The sequence below is a fragment of the Streptomyces sp. NPDC092045 genome (genome assembly GCF_044756005.1).
Lineage (GTDB): Bacteria > Actinomycetota > Actinomycetes > Streptomycetales > Streptomycetaceae > Streptomyces.
The window spans coordinates 1,514,167-1,538,306 of sequence record NZ_JBIVSC010000001.1 but is presented as its reverse complement, the minus strand read 5'-3'; the positions used below and the strand labels follow the sequence as shown (position 1 = coordinate 1,538,306).

At 73.5% G+C, this 24,140-nt stretch carries 12 protein-coding genes; 1 reads left to right on the top strand and 11 read right to left on the bottom strand.

The window, feature by feature from the left end; all coding sequences use genetic code 11:
* Positions 1–13: 13 nt before the first annotated feature.
* The 9 genes from sbnB to ACIQKA_RS06600 all read right to left on the bottom strand — a co-directional run bounded on the left by sbnB (position 14) and on the right by ACIQKA_RS06600 (position 14,960).
* Positions 14–1,027 carry a 2,3-diaminopropionate biosynthesis protein SbnB gene (sbnB, locus tag ACIQKA_RS06640; protein ID WP_402540203.1) on the bottom strand — a complete coding sequence of 338 codons (1,014 nt, stop codon included), beginning with the start codon at positions 1,025–1,027 and terminating at the stop codon, positions 14–16.
* Positions 1,021–2,034 (bottom strand): 2,3-diaminopropionate biosynthesis protein SbnA, encoded by a 1,014-nt coding sequence (sbnA, locus tag ACIQKA_RS06635; protein ID WP_383152965.1) that lies wholly within the window; start codon positions 2,032–2,034, stop codon positions 1,021–1,023. Before sbnA ends, sbnB begins: the two co-directional genes overlap by 7 nt.
* Positions 2,027–2,185 carry a hypothetical protein gene (locus ACIQKA_RS06630; RefSeq protein ID WP_383152967.1) on the bottom strand — a complete coding sequence of 53 codons (159 nt, stop codon included), beginning with the start codon at positions 2,183–2,185 and terminating at the stop codon, positions 2,027–2,029. The genes sbnA and ACIQKA_RS06630 overlap by 8 nt, the downstream gene beginning before the upstream one ends.
* A gap of 263 nt (positions 2,186–2,448) precedes the next feature.
* Positions 2,449–3,402, bottom strand: a complete 954-nt coding sequence (locus ACIQKA_RS06625; RefSeq protein ID WP_383152969.1) for an ornithine carbamoyltransferase — start codon at positions 3,400–3,402, stop codon at positions 2,449–2,451.
* Between the two features lie 34 nt (positions 3,403–3,436).
* Positions 3,437–4,738: a diaminobutyrate--2-oxoglutarate transaminase gene (gene ectB, locus ACIQKA_RS06620; RefSeq protein WP_402540201.1), complete on the bottom strand. Its 1,302-nt coding sequence runs from the start codon at positions 4,736–4,738 to the stop codon at positions 3,437–3,439.
* Positions 4,739–4,946: 208 nt separating this feature from the next.
* Positions 4,947–5,582 carry a response regulator transcription factor gene (locus ACIQKA_RS06615; protein ID WP_383152973.1) on the bottom strand — a complete coding sequence of 212 codons (636 nt, stop codon included), beginning with the start codon at positions 5,580–5,582 and terminating at the stop codon, positions 4,947–4,949.
* Complete coding sequence (locus ACIQKA_RS06610; protein ID WP_383152975.1) at positions 5,579–6,199, bottom strand: LuxR C-terminal-related transcriptional regulator; 621 nt, start codon at positions 6,197–6,199, stop codon at positions 5,579–5,581. The genes ACIQKA_RS06615 and ACIQKA_RS06610 overlap by 4 nt, the downstream gene beginning before the upstream one ends.
* 470 nt (positions 6,200–6,669) lie before the next feature.
* Positions 6,670–7,653 carry a TauD/TfdA family dioxygenase gene (locus tag ACIQKA_RS06605; RefSeq protein WP_383152977.1) on the bottom strand — a complete coding sequence of 328 codons (984 nt, stop codon included), beginning with the start codon at positions 7,651–7,653 and terminating at the stop codon, positions 6,670–6,672.
* Positions 7,653–14,960 carry an amino acid adenylation domain-containing protein gene (locus tag ACIQKA_RS06600; protein WP_402540199.1) on the bottom strand — a complete coding sequence of 2,436 codons (7,308 nt, stop codon included), beginning with the start codon at positions 14,958–14,960 and terminating at the stop codon, positions 7,653–7,655. The genes ACIQKA_RS06605 and ACIQKA_RS06600 overlap by 1 nt, the downstream gene beginning before the upstream one ends.
* 184 nt (positions 14,961–15,144) lie before the next feature.
* Between ACIQKA_RS06600 and ACIQKA_RS06595 the strand changes: the two genes are divergently transcribed.
* Positions 15,145–16,395, top strand: coding sequence for an MFS transporter (locus ACIQKA_RS06595; protein ID WP_383432438.1), 1,251 nt, complete (start codon positions 15,145–15,147; stop codon positions 16,393–16,395).
* A 78-nt stretch (positions 16,396–16,473) separates the two neighbouring features.
* On the opposite strand, the gene ACIQKA_RS06590 is transcribed toward ACIQKA_RS06595, so the two are convergent.
* Both ACIQKA_RS06590 and ACIQKA_RS06585 read right to left on the bottom strand, forming a co-directional pair.
* Positions 16,474–22,911, bottom strand: coding sequence for an amino acid adenylation domain-containing protein (locus ACIQKA_RS06590; protein ID WP_402540198.1), 6,438 nt, complete (start codon positions 22,909–22,911; stop codon positions 16,474–16,476).
* Entirely contained in the window at positions 22,898–23,944 is a 1,047-nt protein-coding gene (locus ACIQKA_RS06585) for a TauD/TfdA family dioxygenase (RefSeq protein WP_402540197.1), read from the bottom strand. The genes ACIQKA_RS06590 and ACIQKA_RS06585 overlap by 14 nt, the downstream gene beginning before the upstream one ends.
* Positions 23,945–24,140: the final 196 nt, after the last annotated feature.

Sequence of the window (24,140 nt, the reverse complement as noted above, 5' to 3'; positions counted from 1 at the left end):
GCAACCGCCGGCCCTACGCCCCGGGGGCGAGGAAGTCCGGGACGCGGGTACCGAGGCCCTGCTCCTGCGCTCTGTGGTGGACGAGGTCGGCGACGGCGAGGTCGAGGACGCCCAGGCCGAACGGCGAGAAGACCGTGAGCGCCTCGGGGTCGCGGTGGCGGCGGCCGGAGGTGAGGACGGCACCGATCGAACCGGCGATGAAGCCGCGGTGACCGGCCTGCTGTTCGGCCAGGTGCAGCGAGGTGGCCTCACGGCACACGTGGTCGTCGTCGTCGACGATGTTGACGCTGGACAGGACGGTCTCCGGGGTGAGGTCGCGCAGGGACAGGTGCAGCAGCAGCGTCCCGGGCCGGCAGGGGGTGGGGTCCAGGTGCGGGGTGGACGCGGTGGTGGCGAGGGAGACCAGCCGGTGGGCCGCCAAGGCGTCCTCGATCCGTTCGGCGACCTCGGTCTTGAGCTCGGGCAGCCGGGCCGCGCACCGCTCGGCGAACGCCCGCGCGCGGGCCGGGTCGAGATCGAACAGGGTGACCTCGGCCAGGTCGGGCAGCAGGGCGCGCAGGAAGGTGAGCACCTCGAAGTTGATCACACCGCAGCCGACAAGCGTGACGCCGGTCTGCGGTTCCCGCGGGGCGAGCGTCGCGGCAGCGAGCGCGGCGCCGGCCGCGGTGCGCCGGGCGGAGATCACCGAGCCCTCCAGCAGCACCTCGGGGTGGCCGGTGCGCATCGAGTTGAGGACGACCGCCGCCGAGGCGCGCTCGAGTCCGGAGGCCAGGTTGCCCGGGAAGGACGAGATCCACTTGATGCCGGCGACCGGCTCCCGCTCCCCGGGGTCCGCCGTGTTCCCGAGGTAGGCGGGCAGGGCGATGATCCGGTTGCGGGCCTCCTCGGGGAACCGCAGAAAGAGCGAGTGCGGAACCGCGGTCCGGCCGGCCGCGTGCAGCCGGTAGGCCCGGCTCACCGCCTCGACCACCTGGTGCTCCGCACCGTCCAGGACCTGTCGTACGTCACGGGCTGTCAGGATCAGCATGCTGTCACCTCGGCCATCGGCCTGTTCCCCTTCCACAGGTGGGTGACGTCGCCGAAGTGCGACGTCACCCAGTCGTCGTTGTAGATCGTGTCGAGGTAGCGTTCGCCCCGGTCCGGAAGGATCACGGCACAGGTCGCGCCGGGCCGGATCCGTCCGCTCATCCGCCGGACCGCGGCGAGCACCGCGCCCGACGAGCCACCGGCGAGGATCGCCTCGCGGTTCGCCAGCCGCCGGCAGTCGACCACGCAGTCCAGATCGCTGACGTGCACCACTTCGTCCGCGAGACCGTCCTGGTGGAGCGCCGGCCGGACGGCGGCGCCGTGGCCGGGGATGAGCCGGGGTGCGGGCCTTCGCCCGAAGATGACGCTGCCCTCGGCGTCGACGGCCACGAGCGTCACCGGGAGCCGCTGCTCCCGCGCGTACTCGGCGCAGCCGCGCAGCGTTCCGCACGAACTGGTCGCGCAGAAAAGGTAGTCCAGGCCGCCGGGAACGGCCTCGCAGATCTCCCGCATCGTCGCGTGGTGCGAGCGCGGGTTGAGCGGGTTCGAGTACTGGTCCGGCCAGTAGGCGTGCTCGGTCCCGGCGAGGATCTCGCGCACCCGCCGGATCCGCACCGGCAGGTACTCGCCGGTGACCGGGTCGGTCCGGCCCACCACCTCGACCTCGGCGCCCAGCGCCCGCATGACGGCGATGTTCTGGTGGTTGGTGCGGGGGTCCACCACGCAGATGAAGCGGATCCCGAAGTATCCGCAGACCTGGGCGAGCCCGATGCCCAGGTTGCCCGAGCTGGACTCGACGACGACCGACCGTCCGGGAACGAGCCGGCCGGACCGGATGCCCTCGCGCAACAGCTCCAGCGCGGAGCGGTCCTTGATGGAGCCGCCCGGGTTGTGTGCCTCCAGTTTGGCGAAGAGGCGGAAGCCGCCGGCCGGGTTGATCCTGGTCAGCTCGACCAGCGGCGTCCGGCCCACGGTCTGGAGCACGCCGGCCGGAACGGTGTCAGACATGCGCATGGGTCCCGCCGGTGAGACCGGCACCACGGGTGCCGTCGGCCCGCCGGACGGGCGGCGGTTCGCGGTCGGGCAGCCGGATCGCATACCGCTCCTCGTCGTCGACGACGACCTGGTACGTGCAGGTGTCGGTGGCTTCCTCGGCCACAACGGCCCTCCTAGCTCCGGGATTGACATGGCAACGGGGCGAGCCTGCCGGGCGTCGGGGAACGGCGACAAGAGACAAACGGGCACCAGGAACAGCATGCGCACCCTGCCGCTGTGTCCCTGGCGGCGAACGCGCGGGCGGGCACGACGCGGCCTCCCGGCAGCCCTTCCAGGACCGCCCGAAGCACCGGGCCGAGCCGTCCGCGGGCACACCGAACGGGCCGCCGTCCCCGGGACTCCGAGAGGCGGTCCGTTCGGCCGGGCTCACTCCCGGCCGGCTCCGGCGGGGTCGGCGCCGACGCACCACTCCAGCACCGCGCGGGCGCTGTGGTACTTGTTCTCGGCCTGTGCGAAGGCGATCGAGGCGGGCCCGTCGAGCACCTCGGCGGTCACCTCGTCGCCGCGGTGCGCGGGCAGGTCGTGCATGAACAGCGCACCGGGAGCGGCGTCCATGACGGCCTTGTCCACCCGGAACGGCTCGAAGGCGAGCCGCCAGTCGGGGTCGGGCTTCGTCGTGCCGGTGGTCTGCCAGCGGGTGGTGTAGACCACGTCCACCTCGGGCAGGTCGACCATGTCGTGCCGCTGCTCCACCAGCGCGCCGCTGCCCGCCGCGTGCTCGGCGGCCCGGTCGAGGTAGTGCTGCTCGACCCCGTAGCCGCCCGGGGTCCGCAGGTGCAGCTCCGTTCCGCGGTAACGGGACAGCGCCAACGTCAGCGCCGAGGCGGTGTTGTTGCCCTCGCCGACGTAGAGCACCCGAAGGCCCTCGATCCGCCCGAACCGGCCGAGCAGCGTGGTGAGGTCGGTGAGCGCCTGGGTGGGGTGCTCGGCGGCGCTCATCGCGTTGACGACGGCCATCCGCTGCTGGGCGGCGAAGGCCCGCAGCTCGGCCTCGCTGCCGGCGGTCCTGGCCACCAGGACGTCGAGCATCCGGGACAGCACCGCGGCGGTGTCCTCGACGGTCTCCCCCGTGTTCTCCTGCAGGTCGGCGGGGCCGTAGGTGATCAACCGGCCGCCCAGACGCAGCGTTCCGGCCGAGAAGGCGGTGCGGGTGCGGGTGGAGGTCTTGCGGAACAGGACGCCCACGACCGCGTCGTGCAGCGGGCGGGCGTCCTCGCAGCGGCCGGCCGCGAAGTCGGCGCCCCGCTGCACGATGCGGTGCATCTCCTCGAAGCCGAGGTCGTCGATCGAGATCAGGTGGCGGCGTTGCGGACGGGACATCCCGTCCTCCTCTCTTGGCGGTACGTCGGGTGCGTCAGATCGTTCGCAGGCCCTGCAGCAGCACGTCGAGGCCGCGGTCGAGGAGCGCGAGGTCGACGGTCAGCGGTGGCAGGAGCTTGACCACCTCGTCGTCGCGGCCGCAGAGTTCGACGATCAGCCCCTGCTCGAAGGCGTGGCGCTGCAGCCGGTCGGCGCGCCGCGGGCCGCCGGAGGCGCCGAGGTCGATGCCGAGCGCCATTCCGCGCCCACGCGTCACCAAGCCCTGTCCCAGCTCGTCCAGTTCCTCGCGGAACCGGTCCAGGCGTTGGCTCGCGGTGGCGAGGTGGGCGTGGAAGGAGTCCTGCCGCCACAGCTCGCAGGCCGCGGTGGCGGCGACGAAGGCCAGCTGGTTGCCGCGGAAGGTCCCGGTGTGCTCGCCGGGCTCCCAGGCGTCCAACTCGCGCTTGAGGAGCACCATCGACAGCGGAAGCCCATAGCCGCTGAGCGACTTGGACAGCGTCACCACATCCGGGACGATCCCGGCGTGCTCGAAGCAGAAGAACCGGCCGGAGCGGCCGCAGCCCGCCTGGATCTCGTCGAGGACCAGCAGGATTCCGTGCCGCTCGGTGAGTTCGCGCAGTGCCCGCAGCCACGCGCCGCTCGCCGGGTAGACGCCGCCCTCCATCTGCATCGGCTCGAGGATCACCGCGGCCGGCAGGTCGACGCCCGAGGAGGGGTCGGCGAGCAGCCGCTCCAGGTAACCGATCGAGTCGAACGGGCCCTGCGGTCCGTCCTCGTAGGGGACGAACGTGACGTCCTGCCCGCTGACCCCGCCCGCCCGGCGGGCCCGGCGACTGCCCGTCACCGCGAGCGAGCCGCGTGACATGCCATGGAACGCGCCGGTGAACGCGACCACGCCGGTGCGGCCGGTGTGCTTGCGGGCGAGCTTGAGCGCGGCCTCCACGGCGTCGGTCCCGGTCGGACCGGTGAACTGCGCCTTGTAGTCCAGCCCGCGGGGCCGCAGCACGGTGTCGGCGAAGGAGGTCAGGAACTCCCGCTTGGCCACGGTGTACATGTCCAGGCCGTGCGCGATGCCATCGGCGGCGAGGTACCCGGCGACCCGGGCCTTGATGAAGTCGTTGTTGTGACCGTAGTTGAGTGTCCCCGCGCCGCAGAAGAAGTCGATGAACGTCCGGCCGCCCTCGGCGTGCAGCTCGACGCCCTTGGCCCGCTCGAAGACGGCCGGGAACTTGCGGCAGTACAGCCGGACCTCCGACTCCATCTCCTCGAAGATCTTGAAATCCTGTTCCGGCAAGGGCTCCTGGCCGGTGTTCGGGGTGTCCTCGGCGATGTCCATCGGATCCTCTCGGCAGGGATCGAACGCGCGGAGGACCGCTCGGGGCGGCGTCCGCGGGCGGAAGGAGGGTGGCCATGCCCGCCGGACGGACACGGGCAGGAGCAGCGTGCCGCGGGTCCGCGGCACGCTGCCAGGGAACGAGCGGCAGGCTCGGCGCCGCGGCGCTGCGCGTTTGTCCCGGTCCGGTGTCCCGCGGCGGCCGGCCCGGTCAGATCAGCCCGGTCCGCACGGCGTGCGCCACCGCGTGGGACCTGTTGTGCACCTGGAGCTGGCCCATCAGCTCGTAGATCACGTTCTTGACGGTGTGCTTGGAGCAGGACAGCGTCCGGGCGATGGCCTCGTTGCCGTGCCCGTCGGCCATCAGCCGCAGCACCTCGACCTGGCGGTCCGTCAGCGTCGGGGCGCCCGCGCGCCGGCCGGGACCGGCCGGCTCGGGCGATCCGTTGAGCAGGCAGGCCAGCACCGGGTGGGAGAGCCGGCCCTCGCCGCGATGGGCCGAGTGGACGGCCGCGGCCAGGCGCGTCGGCGTCGCCTCGGCGGAGAGCAGCACGGCCCGCGCGCCCGCCTTCAGTGCCCGCAGCACGCCATGCCGGGACAGCACGTCGGCCACCACCACCAACAGTCGCTCGCCGCTGCCCGGAAAGGCAGGCCGGCAGGCTGCGATCGCGCCCTCCACGGTGTCGCCGACGGCTACCAGCACGTCCCGCGACGACGGCTCCGGCACACGGACCGGGCGGAGCCCCGCGACCGTCAGCCTGGCCTCCACCGTCGCTCGCGCCGCCGCGTCGCTCGACCGCACCCGCACCCTGGGGCCCTCGGAGGGGAGGACCGCCGCCGCGGTCACAGCAGGCCCGCCCGCAGCGCGAACGCCACCGCGTGTGCGCGGTTGCGCAGTCGGAACCGCCGGGTCACGTCGTACACCACGGTGGTCACGGTGCGGGACGAATAGCACAGTTCACGGGCGATCTCCTCGGTCTCCCGACCGTCGGCGACCAGCCTCAGGACCGCCTGCTCCCGCTCCGACAGCTCCCACCCGGCCGGTGCCGACACCCCACCCGGGCGGCGGCTGTCGCCCCAGTGTTCGAGGAGCCCGTCCAGCAGGTCCGGCGGGAGCGTGCAGTCGCCCGCGGCGGCCGCCACGACGGTCCACGCCAGCCGCTCCGCACTGGCCTCGGACCGGCGCAGCAGTCCTCGGGTGCCGGCGGCGAACGCCTGGACCGCGTCGCCGGCCGCGAGTTCCGTCGCGACCAGCACGACCTCCCTGCGCTGGTCCGCCTCCCGGGACGCCCGCACCGTGTCCATCACCTGCGGGGTCACCCGGTCCACCATGATGACCGCGACCTGTGCCGGCTCCCCGGGCGGCGCCACCGCGATGTCGCCGTGGTGCTGGAGGCTGGTCCGCGCACCGGCCTCCAGCACCGGGTCCTGCGCGACGATGCTGACTCTCACCGGTTCGCCCATCGGCTCCTCCTGGGATCTGGCTCGTACCCGACAGGAGGAGATCATCGTCCGGCGGGCGCCCGGCGACATCGGGTGGAGGCCCCCAGATTTCCCGTCCCGGCCGCGGGCCGGACCGGCACGGACCTGTGCGGCCGCTCGCACCCGGCCCTCGCCGCCCGCCCGGCGCCGTCCACCGTGCGTGCCGTCGCGTGCCGCACGGTCGTACGGCGAACTGTCGTGCGCATTCCGGGGCGTGCCGGGAGACACGGGGGAAACATGGGGGCGATGCCCCCATGACGGGCCGGGGCCGTCCGTCGACGGTCCCGGCCCGTGTCCGGGTGACGGCCCGGCCGGATCGCCGGTGTCCGGGCTCCGGGTCGGCGCCGACGTGGACACGGGTCACGGCGGACCGCCCGTCCGGCACGCCCGGAGCCGTCGACGGCTCCGGGCGAGGTGCGCCCCCTGCGTGATCGCCTGCGGGTCGTCGACCGCTACCCGAGCAGCACGTGGCCGTCGCCCGGCCGGTGGGAGAGCGAGCGGCGCAGGTCGCGTGCCGCGAACGAGCGCTGCAGCCAGCGGTCCCGCCCGTCGTAGCGCGGGGTGAACGCCGTCCGGCCGTGCGCGGTCACCGAGTTGTCGACGATGGCGAGGTCGCCGGGGACGAGGTGGTGGGTGATCGCGTGGCGGCCGAACAGGGACCGCAACGCGCGCAGGGCGGCTGCGGCCCGTTCGGTCAGTGGTTCGGTCGCCGCGAAGTCGACCACCATGTCCGGGTCGTCCGGCGCACCGCTGAGCACGGCGTGCGGCTGCGGCTGTGTCGTCCGCGCCCCGAAGGACGGTGGCGGATCGGTGACGAATTCGGGTCTGAACAGCGCCTCGCGGTGGTCCGCACCGAGCAGATGGCGGACCTGGCGGATGCACACGGTCCGCAGCCCGGCCACCCGTTCGTGGTCGGCCCGCAGGCACAGCAGCAGCACGTAGTCCGGCCGGTACGGGTGGAAGGCGTTCTCGGTGTGGAAGTTCAGCAGCACCGAACCCTCGTTGCCCTGGAAGTCCTCGTTCCCCGGCACCGGCACGACGTCCTGCACCATCGCGCCGGACTTCTCCGGGCGGAACGCGATGGGGTCGCCCAGCGCGCTGGTGACGAGCATCAGCGCGCCGGCCGGGACGGTCGCCTCCCGCTGGACGGAGCCGCCGGCCATCGGAGTGTCGGGCAGCAGCTCCTGGTCCACCGGCAGGCCGCGGACGAGCAGGGCACCGGTGGGTCCGGAGTCGCGCCGGAAGGCCGAGAGCGACCTGCGCAGCGCCAGCGGCAGTTCGTGCCACCGGCGGCCGGCCTCCCGCAGCCACCGGACGTCGTCGACACGCCCGTCGGCCACCGGCAGCAGAGCCGCGGCGACCGCCTCCAGGGCCGGTACGGCACCCGGGTCCAGCGCCACTCCCTGCGGTGAGTCGGCCGTGAGTACGGTCGGCATCACTTCACATCCTTCCTGCTCGCGGTGGTGTCGCCCTCGATCAGGCTGGTCAGCAGCGCGGCCACGTCCGCGACGTGGGGCGCGCGCAGGACACCGAGGTGGTTGCCGCTCACCCGGTGGACCTCCAGCCCCTCGGTGGCCAGTTCGGCCCACCGGGCGGTGAAGTCCGCGAACCCCACCCCGACGGCGACCTCGTGCTCACCGGCGGCCAGTTCGTCGCCGGCCAGGAGGTGCAGCCGGGCGGGGACGGGTGTGTGGCGGTAGTCGAGCCGGGTCTGCAGCAGTTCCCGCCAGACCCGGACCCGGGAGGGCCAGAACTGGTCCCCGGGCACCGGCGGGTCCACCTCACCCTCATCGATGATCTTGGTGAGGACGTCCACCGCCTCCTGCTGGAGTTCACCGATCCGGTTCCCGCTCGCCTCGGCGAGCTCGGCGAGCACGGTCTCGGCGTACTGGAACCTGCGTACGAAGTCGTGCATGTTCTCCCGCTCGTAGGTGTCCAGAGCGGGATCCAGCAGCATGAAGGTGACGTCCTCGCCGGCTGCCCGCAGCCGCCTGACCATCTCGCTGGTGATCTGGCTTCCCCCGCACCAGCCGAGGAGCCGGTACGGCCCGGTCGGGGCGATCCGCCGCAGTTCGGCCAGGTTGAGCTCGGCGATCTGCTCGACGCTCTCCGGGGCGGGGCACGGCCGGGTCAGCCCGGGCCACTCGAACGCGGCCACCGGCTGGTCGGCCGGGAGGTGCTCGGCGAGTTCGGCGAACCAGTGCGCACTGCCCGGGTGGATGCAGAACAGCGGCGGCTTGGTGCCCTCCCGGCGCAGCCACACGATGGAGTCCGCGGCCTGCGAGCCGGACGGGGCGTCGGCCCTCGTGTCCGTCACGGCGACGGCCAGCTCGGCCACCGTCCGGTGCCGGTAGAAGTCCTGGAAGGACAGCTGGTAGCCGTGCTCGGCACGGAGTTTGACGATCACCCGCATCACGGTCATGGAGTGTCCGCCGAGTTCGGCAAAGCTGTCGTCGATCCCGACCTCGGGCATTCCCAGGGCCTCGGCCCAGGCCCTGGCGAGGATGTTCTCCACAGCCGTGCGCGGCGCCCGGTAGGGCCGGGTGGTGGTGGCCTCGTCGATCCGCGGCAGCGCGGCCAGGTCCACCTTGCCGCTCGGGGTCATCGGCAGGTTGTCGAGCACCAGGTACCTGGACGGCACCAGGTGGGCCGGCAGGATCCGGGCCAGCCGGTCGCGCAGCGCGACCGGGTCGAGCTCGGTCCCGTCGGCCGGCACCAGGTAGGCGGCCAGCTCCCGCTCGTGGCTCGGCGTCGTGTGCACGCGCACGGCCACCTCGCGCAGTGCGGCCTCCCGGCGCAGCGCGGCCTCGACCTCGCCCGGCTCGATGCGGAAGCCTCGGACCTTCACCTGGTGGTCGACGCGGCCGACGAACTCCATGACCCCGTCCGCACGGTAGCGGGCCAGGTCCCCGGTGCGGTAGAGCCGTCCACCGGGCACCGCGGCGTAGGGATCGGGCACGAAGCGTTCGGCGGTCAGGCCCGGCCGCGCCACGTAGCCGCGGGCCAGCTGCGCGCCACCGATGTACAACTCGCCCACCACGCCGACCGGTACCAGCTCCATCGTCCGGTCGAGCACCCGCATGGTGGTGTTGGAGAACGGCCGGCCGATCGGCAGCACGCCCGCTTCGAGGTCGGCCGCGGTGCCTTCGAGGTGGGAGCAGCCGACCGTGGTCTCGGTCGGACCGTACTCGTTGTCCACCACGGTGTCCGGCGCGAACTCGGCCCACCGGGAGACCTTCTCCCGGGTCAGCTCCTCGCCGCCGGCGATCAGCCGGCCCGCGGCGGTGCGCAGCCCCTGGGGTGACAGCGACTGGTTGAGCAGGGCGAGGTGGGAGGGGGTCAGCTTGAGGATGCCGAAGCCGCCCTGCTCCAGCGCCGCGACCAGGGCGTCGATCCCGGGCGTCCCGTCGTCCTCGACGAGCGTGACCGGCTGGCCGGACAGCAGGGCGGGGAACAGCGAGGTGACCGGCAGGTCGAAGGCCATCGAGGAGTACAGCGGCGCGCCCGTGCCGCCCAGCGGGGTGTAGCCGTCCAGGCACCAGCAGACGTAGTTGACCACGTTGCGGTGCTCGATCATCACGCCCTTCGGCGTGCCGGTCGAGCCGGAGGTGTAGATGACGTAGGCGAGCGTGTCGGGTGTGGCGGTCCGCCCGAGGTTCTCCGGCGACTGGTCGGCGACCGCCGTGTCGGCGTCGACCAGGCACCGTTCTGCCGGACAGTCGGCGAGCAGGCCGGTCAGCTCGCTCTGGGTGACGACCACCCGGGCGTCGGTGTCGGCGACCAGGACGGCCTGCCGCTGCGCCGGGTGGGCCGGGTCGAGCGGGAGGTAGGCGGCGCCTGCCTTGAGCACGGCGAGCAGCGCGACCACCAGCTCCGGTCCCCGGCGCAGCAGCACGCCGACCCGGGACTCCTGGCCGACGCCGAGCGCACGCAGGCGCCGGGCCAGGCGGTTGGCCCTGGCGTTGAGTTCGGCGTAGGCGACGGTCGTGCCGTCGGCGCACCGCAGCGCGGCCGCCTGCGGGGTGCGGGAGACCTGCTGCTCGAACAGCTCGTGCAGGCACAGCTCGGGGTAGGCGGTGTCGGGGCCGGCGGCGAAGGAGAGCAGCAGGGACCTCTCGCGCTCGTCCACGGCGCTGTGGCGGGAGTCGCCGGCCGGGTCGGCGGCCATGCTCTCCAGGACCGTGCGGTACAGGCCGGCCAGCCGTTGCCCGTTGGCACGGCTGATCCGATCGGGCCGACCGGAGACGTACAGCACGCCGGGGAAGGTCCACACGTCCAGCCCGAACTCGTTCGGGCTGACGTCCACGACCTTCGCGGACTCGATCGGCCGGGTGTCCAGGACGTGGAAGTCCAGGTAGGTGAAGGCGACGTCGACCAGCGGCGTGCCGCCGCCCCACTCGCGCTGCATCTCCGGCAGCGGGAACCGGCGGTGCGGCCAGGCCGCCGCCTCGGCGGCGAGGACCTGGCGGACCAGCTCGGTCCAGGTCGCCCCGGTCAGCTCGACCCCCAGCGGCAGGGTGTTCAGGTGCATGCCGCGGACCAGGTCGCCGCCGTCGGTCTCCAGCCGCCCGTTGCAGACCAGGCCGGTGTGGAAGCGGTCGCTGCCGCTGATCACGCCGAGCACCTTCAGGTGCGCGGCGAACAGCACGCTCTTGAGCGGGGCCCCGGCGGCGGCGGCCAGCCGGCGCAGCCCTGGCTCCAGATCCTCGAACGGCACCGCTGTCCGGTACGGCGACTCCCCGGCGTCCGGCGCGGCGGCCCAGGCGGCCGGCAGCTCGACCCGGTCGAACCGGGAGACCTGCTCCCGCCAGAACGCGCGGTCGTCGGCGGACGCCAGCGAGCGCTTCTCCAGGGCGATGTGGTCGGCGAAGCGCACGGTGTGCGCGCGGGGGGCGGCCGCCCGCCGACCGGCCCGCAGCGCCCGGTAGTCCGTCATCAGCTCGTCGAGCAGCGAGTGGTGGCTCCAGCCGTCGAGGATGGCGTGGCACTCGATGAAGGAGAGGGTCCAGCGGTCCTCGGCCGTCTGGTGCACGTGGAAGCCGAGCATCGGCGCCCGGCCGAGGTCGAAGGGGTTGCGCCGGGTGTCCGCGGTGAACCGCCGCAGCTGCTGTTCGGTCTCCTCGGCGCCGAGCGTGCGGAGGTCGTCGTGGCCGACCTCGATGGCGGCCTCGGCGTGCACCAGCTGGAGCGGCTCGGAAAAGCCGGTGAGATCGAAGCTGGTGCGCAGGATCTCGTGCCGGCCGGCCAGCAGCCGCGCCGCCTCGCGCATCGCGGGCAGCGAGAACGGCGCGTCGTCCAGGAAGGGGAACAACGTGACGTTGTGGTACGGGCTGTCGTCCTGGTCCGAGACCATCTGGTAGGCCATGGCCGCCTGCACCATGGACATCGGGTAGGCGTCCACCAGGCCGGCCGGCAGCTTCGCCCGGTCCTGCGGCGTCAGCAGGGCGAACGGCTCGACCCGCTGCTCCTCCACACCGGCGGCGGCCGCTGCCGCCGCCTGCGCCCCCGCCGACTGCGCGAACCGGGCGAGGGCTGCCACGCTCTGGTGCACCAGCAGGTTCTGCACGGTCAGTTCGACGCCGCGACGGCGCAGCGCTCCGATCACGCGGATGGCGCGGATCGAGTCGCCGCCCAGGGCGAAGAAGTTGTCCTGCGCGCCGACCCGTTCGAGTTCGAGCACGTCGGCCCAGATCTCCGCGACGGTCCGCTCGACCGGGGTCCGGGGCTCGATGTACTCCTCGTCGGCCCGGGCCCGGTGCGCGTCCGGATCGGGCAGCGCCCGGCGGTCGATCTTCCCGTTGGCCGTCACCGGCAGCGCGTCCAGGGGGACGAAGAGCGCGGGGACCATGTAGGCCGGCAGGATCCGGCCGAGGTCCTCGCGCAGCCGGGCCACGTCGATCCGGTGGCCGGCCCGGGCCGTGAGGTAGGCGACCAGCCGTGCCTCGGGTTCGCCGCTGCGCCGGTGGGCCAGCACCACGCTCTTGTCGACGTCCGGGAGCCGGCCGAGGGCCGCCTCGATCTCGCCCGGCTCGATCCGGTGCCCGCGGATCTTGACCTGGTCGTCGGCCCGGCCGAGGAACTCGAGGTCGCCGTCCGGCCCGAAGCGCGCCACGTCGCCGGTGCGGTACATGCGCTCCCCCGGCTGCGTGGCGTACGGGTCCGGGCCGAATCGCTCCGCGGTCAGCGCCGGGCGGCCGAGGTAGCCGCGGGCCAGCCCGGGGCCGGAGACGAAGACCTGGCCGGGCACGCCGGCCGGCACCGGGTTGAGGTCGTCGTCCAGCAGGTAGACGCGCAGATCGCGCAGCGGCCGGCCGATCGGGCTCGGGCGCGTCCCCGCCGCCTCGGCCGCGTGCAGCGGGCGGTACGTCACGTGCACGGTCGTCTCGGTGATCCCGTACATGTTCACCAGGACCGGGCCGCCGTCGCCGAACCGGGCGAACCACGGCTCCAGCTCGGCCACGTCGAGGGCCTCGCCGCCGAAGACCACGGTCCTCAGCGCCAGGGCGTCCGGCCGCAGCCCGGCCTCGGCCACCGCCTCGGCCAGCACCCTGAAGGCCGAGGGCGTCTGGTTGAGGACGGTGACGCGTTCGGCGACCAGCAGCTCGAGGAAGTCCCGCGGGGAGCGGGAGACGGCGAACGGCACCACGACGGCGCGGCCGCCGTGCAGCAACGCCCCCCACAGCTCCCAGACCGAGAAGTCGAACGCGTAGGAGTGGAAGAGCGTCCACACGTCGGTGGGGCCGAAGCCGAAGTCGGCCTCGCAGGAGCGCAGCAGCCGCAGCACGTTGGCGTGGGTCACCGGCACGCCCTTCGGCCTGCCGGTGGATCCCGAGGTGTAGATGACGTAGGCCACGTTGTCCGCCCCGGCACCCGCGCCGGGGGCGGTGTCCGGCCAGTCGCCCGCCGGGGCGTCGGGCGACACCGTGGCGACCGCGTCGCCGGCCGGCTCCCGGCCGACCACGACGGACACCTCGGAGTCGGCCAGGATGTAGGCCAGTCGCTCGGCCGGCTGTCCCGGGTCGAGCGGCAGGTACCCGGCCCCGGACTTGAGTACGCCGAGCAGGGCCACCACCAGGTCGGGGCCGCGCTCCAGGCGGACGCCGACCAGCTGGTCCGTCCGCACGCCCAGCGAGCGCAGCCTGTGGGCGAGCCGGTTGCTCCTGGCGTCGAGCTCGGCGTAGGTCAGGTCGGTGCCGTCGCAGCTCACCGCGACCGCGTCGGGGGTGCGCTCGGCCCAGCTCCGGAACACCTCGGGGATGCTCTGCCGGACCGGCTCGGTGGTCCCGGTCCCGGCCCAGTGGGTGAGCAGCTGCTCGCGCTCGGGAGCGGTCAGCAGCTCCAAGCGGCTCACCGAGTGCTCCGGCGCGGCCACGGCGCCCTCCAGCAGCCGCAGGTAGTGGCCGGCCATCCGCTGGATCGTCGCCGGGTCGAACAGCGCGGTGGCGTACTCCAGATGGCCCGTCATGGAGCCGTCCGGCCGCTGGACCAGACCGAGACTGAGGTCGAACTTCGCGGTTTCCCAGTCGACCGGCCGCTGCTCGCCACCCGGACCGGTGGGCGACCCGGCCGGCTCGGCGTCGACCAGTTGGAAGGTCACCTGCACCAGCGGGGTGCGGGAGGCGTCCCGCTCCGGCGCGAACTCCTGGACCAGCAGCTCGAACGGGGTGTCCTGGTGCTCGAAGCCGCTCAGCACGTCCTCGCGCACCCGGGCGAGCAGCTCCACGAAGGACGGGTCGCCGGACAGATCGGTGCGCTGGACCACCGTGTTGACGAACAGGCCGATCAAGTCGTGCGTGTCGGGGTGGCCGCGCCCGGCCACGGGGGTGCCGACCACCACGTCGCTCTGCCGGCAGTACCGGCCGAGCAGCAGCTGGAAGGCGGTCAGCGTGACCATGAACGGCGTCGCACCGTGCTCACGCCCGAGCCGCACCAGGGCCTCGGCGAGCGTCGCCGGCAGCTCGAAGGAGATCTCGGCGCCGGCGGCGTCGCGCACCGGACCGCGCGGCCGGTCGGTCGGCAGGCGGAGCGGCTCCAGGCCGGACAACTTCGATCGCCAGTAGGCGAGTTGTTCGGCCAGTCGGGGGCCGGAGAGACGTTCGCGCTGCCAGGCGGCGAAGTCCGCGTACTGCACCCGCAGCGGGGGCAGCGGGGAGGGCAGGCCGGCCGCGAAAGCCGCGTACAGCCGGTCCAGTTCGGAGAGCAGGACCGACTCCGACCAGCCGTCGGAGGCGATGTGGTGCAGGGTCAGCAGCAGGGCACACTCGTCGTCGGCCAGGCGGACCAGCAGGGCCCGGACCGGGTGCTCGCCCGCCAGGTCGAACGGCCGCCGGCCGGCCTCGGCCACCAGCTCGGCGAAACGCCGCTCGGCGGCCTCCCGGTCGCTGCCGGACAGGTCGACCCGGGTGAAGGCGACGGCGCCGGGCGCGTCGATCACCTGCAGCGGCTCGCCGTCCACCGCCACGTACCGGGTGCGCAGCACCTCGTGTCTGGCGACGATCTCGTCCAGCGCGCGCCGCAGCGCCTCCTCGTCCAGCAGGCCGGGCAGCCTGAGCTGCAACGCCATCAGGTATTCGGTGCCGCCCGGCCGGATCTGGTCGAGCACCCACAGGCGGCGCTGCGCGAACGACGGCGGCAGCTCACCGTCCCGGCTCACCGTGGCGATCTCGTCGCTGTGCTTCACCTTCGTCAGGCCGCGCAGGCGCCGCTGCAGCAACTCAGCGCGGGCAGTGGAGCTCGTGCTCATCTGGGCCTTCCTGTGTTTGCGGTGGTCAACCCGGAACTCGGGGGGGTGGGCTGGGTCTCAGCCTGCCGGGTCGGCGGTCGGCGCCGGCAGAGTCACTACGGCACACTTCGCGCGGCCGTGACTGCGCGCGTGACTGCCGGTCCTTCTCTGCTCCCGGTCGTTCGCGTCCGCGCAGCATCGGCGCATGACAAATAAGGTGCAACCGCTGCGGCGCAACCGGGACTTCCTGTTGCTCTGGCAGGGCACGGTGGTGTCCGAACTCGGTACGAACGCCACGACGGTGGCCTATCCTCTGCTGGTCCTCTACCTCACCGGCTCGCCCGCCAGCGCCGGGTTCACCGGGTTCGTCGCGCTCCTGCCGCAGTTGCTGTTCCAGCTCCCGGCCGGCGCGCTGGTCGACCGGTGGAACCGGCGGCGGGTGATGATCTGGTGCGACGTCCTGCGCGGCCTGGCCATCGGCAGCCTGGCCCTCGCCCTGGCCGCCGACCGGCTGGTGCTGGCGCACGTGCTGGTCGTCGGGTTCGTCGAGGGCACGCTCACGGTGTGCTTCAGGATCGCCGAGGCGACGGCCGTGACCGCCCTGGTGCACCCCTCGCAGTACGCGCTCGCGCTCTCCCGCAACGAGGCGCGCACCCGGGGCGCCGTCGTGCTCGGCCAGCCGCTCGGCGGTCTGCTGTTCGGGCTCGGCAGGGCGATCCCGTTCCTCTTCGACGCGGTCAGCTACGCGGTGTCGCTGGCCACGCTGCTGATGATCAGGAAGGACTTCCGGGCCGAGCCGGCGGATCGGCCGGATCGGCTGGGCACCGAGCTGGCCGCCGGGATCTCCTGGTTGTGGCGCCAGCCCTTCCTGCGCGTGACCACCCTGCTGGTCGCGGGCAGCAACCTGCTGTTCCAGGCGCTGTTCCTGGCCGTCATCGTGATCGCCCGCGCCGACGGCGGCTCGTCGGGCGCGGTCGGGGTGATGTTCGGCGTGGCCGCGGTGGGCGGGGTGCTCGGTTCGCTGGTCGCGCCCGCGCTGGAGCGACGGCTGTCGATGAAGACCGTGGTGATCGGGGCGAACTGGGCGTGGGCGCTGATCGTCCCGGTGCTGCTGGTGGTGCACGACCCCTACCTGATCGGGGCGGTGTACGCGCTGATGTGCTTCGTCGGCCCGGTGTGGAACGTGGCGGTGGTGGCCTACCAGCTCGGAGTGACGCCGGACCGCATTCTGGGCCGGGTGCAGGGCGCGGCGGGCATGATCGCCTTCGGAGCCGTCCCGCTCGGCTCGCTGGCCGGCGGTCTGCTGCTGAACTGGATCGGTGCCGGTGCCACGGTGGCGGTGCTGTCCTGCTGGATGCTCTTTCTCGCGGTCGCGGCGAGCGTCAGCCCCGCGATCCGCAAGGCGCCGAGCCTGGCCGAGCTGCACGCGGCGAAGCCCGTGGTGACGGCCGGCTGAACCACCGTGCGAAGCCCCGCTCGTCGTCGGTGACGAGCGGGGCTCATCGCTGTCCGGCACGGGGTCAGACCGCTCCGGTCATCGCGCACCCTCCTCGGAGAGCAGTCCGGCGACCTCGTCGTCGGTCAGTTCGGCGATGTCGTCCTCGACGGCCTGGGACACCACCTGCGCGAGGGCGGCCACCGTGGTCGCCTCGAACAGGCGGCGCAGCGGGAGCTCGACCGCGAACGCCGTCCGGATCCCCGCCAGGACCCGGGTGGCCAGCAGCGAGTTGCCGCCGAGGGCGAAGAAGTCGTCCAGTGCGCCGATCCGCTCCACGCCGAGCAGTTCGCTCCAGATGCCGGCCAGCGCCTCCTCCACGGGGCCGTCGGGCGCCTGGTACTCCCGCCCGGCGCCCACGCCGGCCGACACCGGATCCGGCAGCGCCTTGCGGTCGACCTTGCCGCTCGGCGTCAGCGGCAGGTCCGCCAGCGCCACCCACAGCGACGGGATCATGTACTCCGGCAGCAGCTCCCTCAGGTGGGAGCGGAGCTCGCTGATGTCCGGCACGGTGTCGCCGGGCCGGGCCACCAGGTAGGCGGCCAGCCGGCGGTCCCCGGGCAGCGGCTCGGCGGCGATGACGACCGCCTCCTGCACCGCGGGGTGCGCGGCCAGTGCCGCCTCGATCTCGCCGAGCTCGATCCGCAGCCCGCGCACCTTGACCTGGCGGTCGATCCGCCCGAGGAACTCGATGGTGCCGTCCGGCAGTCGGCGGACCAGGTCGCCGGTGCGGTAGAGCCGCTGCCCCGGTTCGGCGGCCAGCGGATCCGGCACGAAGCGATCGGCGGTCAGGGCTGCCCGGCGGTGGTAGCCACGGGCCAGCCGCACCCCGCCCAGGCAGAGTTCGCCGGGGACCCCGACCGGCACCGGCCGCAGGTCGGCGTCCAGGACGTGGGCCCGGGTGCCGGCGACCGGCCGTCCGATCGGCAGGGCGGCGGGCTGCTGTCCGGACGGCGGGGTCTCGCCCACCGGGTGCAGCAGGCAGGTGACGGTCGCCTCGGTCGGTCCGTAGTTGCACAGGAACCGCCCGGGCAGGCCGCTGTCCGCCCAGCGCTCGGCGTCGGCCACCGTGACCACGTCGCTGCCGACGTTCATCAGCTTCAGCGAGGTCAACCGGCCGAGGTCGGGCGACTCCAGCATCGCCCGGTAGTAGGCGGGGGTGATCTCGACGATCGTCACCTCGTGCTCGGCCAGTCGGGCCGGCAGTTCGGCGGGGGTCCAGAAGACCGGGTCGCCGACCACGACGGTCGCGCCGGCCACCAGGGTGGCCGCGATCTGGTCCATGGCGACGTCGAAGGTGAGGGCGGACAGCAGGGCCACCCGCTCGCCCGGCGCGATGCCGTAGGCGTCCGCGATCACCCGGCAGTGCTGGGCGTAGGACCGGTGCTCGATCATCACCCCCTTGGGACGGCCGGTGGAGCCCGAGGTGTAGATGACGTAGGCAAGGTTGCCGGGACCGGCCTGCGCGGGCAGGTCGGCGGAGGAGTCCTGCCCCGCGGCCTCCTCCTTGTCCAGCACCAGCAGCCGCCCACCGCCGCCGTCGAGCCGGTCGGCGAACTCGCTGGAGGTGACCACGACCTCGGCGCCGGCGTCGGCGAGCATGAACTCCAGGCGCTGCGCCGGATGCCTCGGGTCGAAGGGGACGTAGACCCCGCCCGCCTTGAGCACCGCCAGCAGCACCACGACGGCCTCCGGGCTGCGCTCCAGGCACGAGCCGACGACCGTCTCCGGTCCGACCCCCAGCGCACGCAACCGGCGGGCGAACCGGTTGGCCCGCCCGTTCAGCTCCGCGTAGCTGATCCGCTGGTCCCCGAAGACCACCGCGATCGCGTCCGGCGTCTGCCGGACCCGGTGCTCGATCAGCTGGGGCACGCACAGCCCGTGCTCCTCGGCGGGGTCGAGCGCGGCCAGCCGGTCCCCGTCGGGATCGGGCCAGACGGTGAGCAGGTCGTGCCGCTCGGGGGCGGTGAGCATCGCGAGGGCGCTCAGCCGCGCGTCCGGCGCGTCCACGATGCTGCGCAGCAGGGTCAGGTAGTGTCCGGCCAGCCGCTCGACGGTGGCCCGGTCGAACAGCGCCGTGGCGTACTCGAACCAGCAGTGCAGGCGCCCGTCGCCGTGCTGGGTGACGCTCACCGTCAGGTCGAACTTGGCCACGGCCGGGCCGATCTCGATGGTCTCCACGGCCGCCCCGCCGAGCGCTGTCAGGTCGCCCTCCCGGTGCTGGAGCTCGAACATGACCTGGAACAGCGGGTTGCGCGAGAGGTCGCGGTCCGGCTTCAGCGCGTCGACCAGGTGCTCGAACGGCACGTCCTGGTGGCTGAACGCCTCCGCGGACACCTGATGCACCTGTTCGAGGAGATTCCCGAACTCCGGGTCGCCCGCCAGATCGGAGCGGATCACCAGGCTGTTGGTGAAGAAGCCGACCAGTTCCTCGGTCTCCGGCCTGGTCCGCCCGGCCACCGGGGTGCCGACGGCGACGTCGTCGAGACCGGTGTAGCGGCCGAGCAGCACCTGGAACGCGGCCAGCATCAGCACGAACGGTGTCACACCGCGCCGGCGCGCCAGCTCCGCGACCTCCTGGCTCAGGGCCTGCGGCAGTTCGATGTCGAACAGGTCGCCGCGTGCGTCGCGGACGGCGGAGCGCAGCCGGTCGGTCGGCAGCTCCAGCGGTTCCAGTCCGGCCAGCCGCTCGCGCCAGTGGTCGAGCTGCCCGGCCGTCTCGCCGGCGGACTGCTGCCCCCGCTGCCAGGCGGCGAAGTCCGCGTACTGGACGGCTTGCGGGCGCAGCGGTGACGGCTCGCCTGCGGCGAGCGCGCGGTAGGCCTGGTCCAGGTCGCGCAGGCAGGGGCCCATCGACCATGCGTCGAAGGCGATGTGGTGCAGGGTCAGCACCATCACGTGCTCCTCGGGCGCGGTCCGGACCACCGTGACCCGCAGCGGCCACTCGGCCGCCAGGTCGAAGGCCCGGCCGGCGGCCCGGGCCAGCAGTCCCAGCGCCCGCTCCTCGGCCTGCGGCGTACCGCTGAGGTCGACCAGCTCGAAGGGGACCGGTCCCGCAGGGTCGATCACCTGCCGTGGGTTGCCGTCGTCGGCGAGGTAGCGGGTCCGCAGCACCTCGTGCCGGGCGACGCAGGCGTCCACCGCCAGCCGCAGCGCCTCTGCGTCCAGCGGGCCGCGCAGGCGCAGCGCCAGTGGGACGAGGTACTCGTCGCTCCCCGGCTCCAGCTGGTCGAGGAACCACATGCGCTGCTGGCCGAAGGAGAGCGGCAGCTCCCCGGTGCGCGGCACCGGTCGCACGCCCGGCCCGTCGCCCTCGGAGCGGGCGGCGTCGATCCGGGCGGCCAGCGCGGCGACGGTGCGGGCGCTGAACAGCTCGCCGACCGTCAGTTTGACGCCGAAGTCCCGGCGCAGCCGCAGGACCAGCCGGATGGCCACCAGGGAGTGGCCGCCGAGCGCGAAGAAGTCGTCTTCGGCGCCGACCTGCCGCACGTCGAGGACCTCGGCCATCAGCGTGGCGACCGCGGCCTCCGCGCGGGTGCGCGGGGCGATCCACTGCGCGCCCTCCGGCCGGTCCCGCTCCTCGGGCGAGGGCAGCCGCTGCCGGTCCACCTTGCCGCTGGGGGTCAGCGGCATCGCGTCCAGGATCAGCACGACGGAGGGCACCATCGCCTCCGGAAGCCGGGCCGCGAGGTGGGCGCGGATCTCGTCCGTTCCGGTCGGCCCGCCGTCACCGTCGTCCGCGAGTACGACGTGGGCGAGCAGTTCGAGGTCGCCCGCCGTCGATCGGCGGGTGGTCACAGCGGCGGCGGTGACCGAGGGGTGCGCGGTCAGCACGGCCTCGATCTCACCCGGTTCGATCCGCACCCCGCGCACCTTGACCTGTTCGTCGACGCGGGCGACGAACTCCAGCGCGCCGTCCTCGCGGCGGCGCACCAGGTCGCCGGTGCGGTACCAGCGTTCGCCGGGTCCGGCCGCGAACGGGTCGGGGGCGAACCGCTCGGCGGTCAGCGCGCCCTGGCCCAGGTATCCGCGTGCCAGGCCGATCCCGCCCACGCACAGCTCGCCGGGGACGCCGACCGGTACCAGGGCGTCGTCGCGGTCCACCACGTAGGTCCGCACGCCGGTCAGCGGGTGGCCGATCGGTACGATGCCCTCGCCCCCGCCCTCGTAACGCCAGGCGGTGGAGTCGATGGCGCACTCGGTGGGGCCGTAGGTGTTGAACACCTCGGTGTCGAGCACCGCGCGCAGCCGCTCGCAGAGTTCGGCCGGCAGCGGTTCGCCGGCCGAGCACACCAGCCGCAGCGAGGCGCAGCCGGCCAGTTCGGGCTCGGCCAGCAGGAGCCGCAGCACCGAGGGCACCAGTTGCAGGACGGTGACGCCGTGTTCGGCGATCGCCCGGGCCATCACGGCCGGGTCCCGGTGCGCCTCCCGGGGCGCCATCACCACGGTGGCGCCGCAGACGAGCGGCGAGAGGAACTCCCACATCGCCGCGTCGAAGCCGATCGTGGTCTTCTGCAGTAGCCGGTCGCCGGCGCCGAGCCCGTACCGTTCGACCGACCAGAGCACCCGGTTGCGGATCGCGGCGTGCGGGATCAGCACGCCCTTGGGCTGGCCCGTCGAGCCGGAGGTGTACATCACGTAGGCCCCGTCGGTGTCCTGCACGGAGGGCAGTTCGACGTCGGGGTCCGGGGCGTCGCCCGCCGGCCGGGCGTCGTCCGGTGTCACCACCCGCAGTCCGGCCGGCAGCCGCTCCCGCAGCGACTCCTCGGTCAGCACGACCTCGACGCCGGCGTCGGCGACCATGTACGCCAGCCGGTCGACGGGGTGATCGGGCGCCAGCGGGACGTACACGCCGCCCGCCGTCAGCACCGCGAGCAGAGCCGTGACCAGGTCCGTGCCGCGGTGCAGCGCCACTCCGACCGGCGTCTCACGGGTGACCCCCCGGGTGCGCAGGTGGAGTGCCAGGCGCCGTACCCGGTCGGCGAGTTCGGCGTAGTCGACCTCCTGCTCCCCGGCCACCACCGCCACCGCGTCCGGGGTCGTCCGGGCCTGGGCGCGGAACAGCTCGGGGAGCGAGAGCTCCGGCGGCGTGGCGTCGGTGCGGTTCCACTCCTCGAACTGCCCCAGCTCGGCCTCGGTGAGGATCTCCAGCCGGTGTACGGGGGTGTCCGGCCGGTCGGCCACGTCGCCCAGCAGCCGCAGCAGGTGCTCGGCCATCCGCGCGATCCGGGGGCGCCCGAACAGGGACGTCGGGTGGATCAGCCGGCCGTCCACCGAGCCGTCGGGGCGCTCGGTGAGGTGCAGGGAGAGGTCGAAGGCGGAACTGGGCGTCGCCGTTTCGTCCGCGGTGACCTCCAGCCCCGTCAGCCGGAACGGTTGAGGCGCGACGGTGTGCAGGGCGAAGCCCACCTGGAACACGGGGTTGCGGGAAAGGTCCCGCTCCGGTGCGAGGTCGGCGACCACCCGCTCGAACGGCACGTCCAGGTGCTCGTGGGCGTCCAGGACCGTCTCGCGGACCTGCGCCAGCAGAGCGGTGAAGGACGGGCCGCCGGACAGGTCGGCGCGCAGCACCGCGGTGTTGAGGAACATGCCGATCGAATGTTCGAGAGCGGCCGGCTCGCGACGGGACACCGACACCCCGACCGCCACGTCCTGCTGTCCCGAGTGGCGGGCCAGCAGCACCTGGAAGGCGGCGAGGTGGACCATGAAGGGCGTCGCGCCGCGGCGCCGGCCGAGTTCGGCCAAGCGCAGGGCCAGCTCGGCCGGCACGGTGAAGGTCAGGTCGGCCCCGGCCGACTCCCACTGATCCGGTCGCCGGTGGTCGGTGGCGAGTTCCAGTGGCTCCAGTCCGGCCAGCCGCGCGCGCCAGTAGGAGCGCTGGCGCTCGATCTCCTCGCCGCCCGCCTCCCAGCGGTCGCGCTCCCACTGGGCGAAGTCCGCGTACTGCAGCGCCGGCGGCTCCAGCCGGGACGGCTGGTTGGAGCGGAACGCCTCGTACAGGTCCTGCAGTTCGCGGGCGAGCACGGACCAGGACACGCCGTCGAAGGCGATGTGGTGGACGGTGACCAGCAGGGCTGCGTCGTCCGGCCCGAGCCGCACCAGGGTCAGCCGCCAGGGTGCCTGCGTGCGCAGGTCGATCGGGGTCGTCAGTTCGGCGCGGCCCAGCTCGCGCAGGCGCGCGTCCCGGTCGGCGGCCGGCAGCTCGCGCAGGTCGACCGGGCGCGGCTCCACCGGCGCGGGTTCGTCGACGATCTGGACCCCGGTGCCGTCCACGGTGCCGTAGCGGGTGCGCAGGATCTCGTGCCGCGCCGAGATCCGCGAGAGCGCGGCCGACAGTGCGCGGGGGTCCAGCGGGCCGCGCAGCCGCAGTGTCTGGTTCGACAGGTACTCGGTCGAGGCGCCGGACCGGAGCTGGTCGACGAACCAGAGCTGCTCCTGGGCGAAGGACAGGGAGTATCCCGCCTCATCGGTTGCCATCGGAGGCCTCCCCGAGCACGTCGGAGGGGCGGCCGCCCTCGGCCGCGGCCGACCACGGCTCGGCCATGGCCACCGCGATCTTGCGCGGACCGGTGAACGGCTCGCGGCCGTGGGCCGTCAACATGTTGTCCACCACCAGCACGTCGCCGAGCTGCCAGTCGAAGCGGCGCTGCTCGGCGCGGTAGCACGCGCGCAGGTGCGCCACGACCTCGTCGGGGATGGGCGCGCCGTCACCGTAGTACGTGTTGGTCGGCAGGTCCTCCTCGTCGTACATCTCCCGCAGCCCGGCGCACACGTCGGCGGCCAGCGTGCTCACGTGGAAGAAGGCGAGGTGGTTGAACCAGACGGTCTCGCCGGTGACCGGGTGCCGGTGCACCGCACGGCGCCGGGCGAGGGTGCGCAGGCCGTTCCCGCCGGTCCACTGCGGCTCGATGCCGTTGCGGTCGCAGTACCGCTCCACCTCGGCGCGGTCGTCGGTGCTGAACGCCTGCTGCCAGGGCACCCCGAAGCCGTCGGTGAAGTTGCGCACGACCATCCAGCCGCGGGCGGCGAACTCCTCGCGCACCGCGGGGTCGATGGCCCGGTGGATGCGGCGGGTGTCGGCGAGTGGCGTCGCGCCGAGGGTGTCCGGCGGGCACACACAGGAGAAGAACAGCGTGAGCGGCCAGTCGGCCTGGTAGGAGTTCTCGTTGTGCAGGAAGATCTCCTCAGCGGGCGGGTAGTCCGTGGAGGTGTACACCTGCCCCTTGATCGTGCTGCGGGGCGAGGAGCGTTCGGCATAGGCCAGCGGTTCCCCGGACACCGCCCGGACCACGTCCGCGAACGCGTCCACCCCGCCCACCTCGAATCCGCGCAGCAGGACCGCGCCGTGCTCCAGGAGCCGTCGGCGGATCAGCGGACGGGCGGCGGGCAGGGCGTCGGCCACCGGTGTGCCCGGCGCGTCCGCCGCCAGGACGAACGGGAGCGCGGACTGCGCGGTGGGTTCCCTGTTGTGATCCGCGGGGGCGGGCGGGGCGGATGGATGCGCGGTCATCGGATACCTCCATGGAGAGCCCTGGCCTCGGCCGGGGGAGGAGACGGATTCCCTGCGGAACGGAGCAGGGAGGAGTGGTCCACGGGCAGCTCGGGCCGCGTGGCGGCGTCGACGAAGGCGTGCGCGGCGCGGTCGGCTCGCGCGGAGGACGACCGCGCAGACCGGACCGGCCGGCGGTCGCGCGCGGACGTCCGGC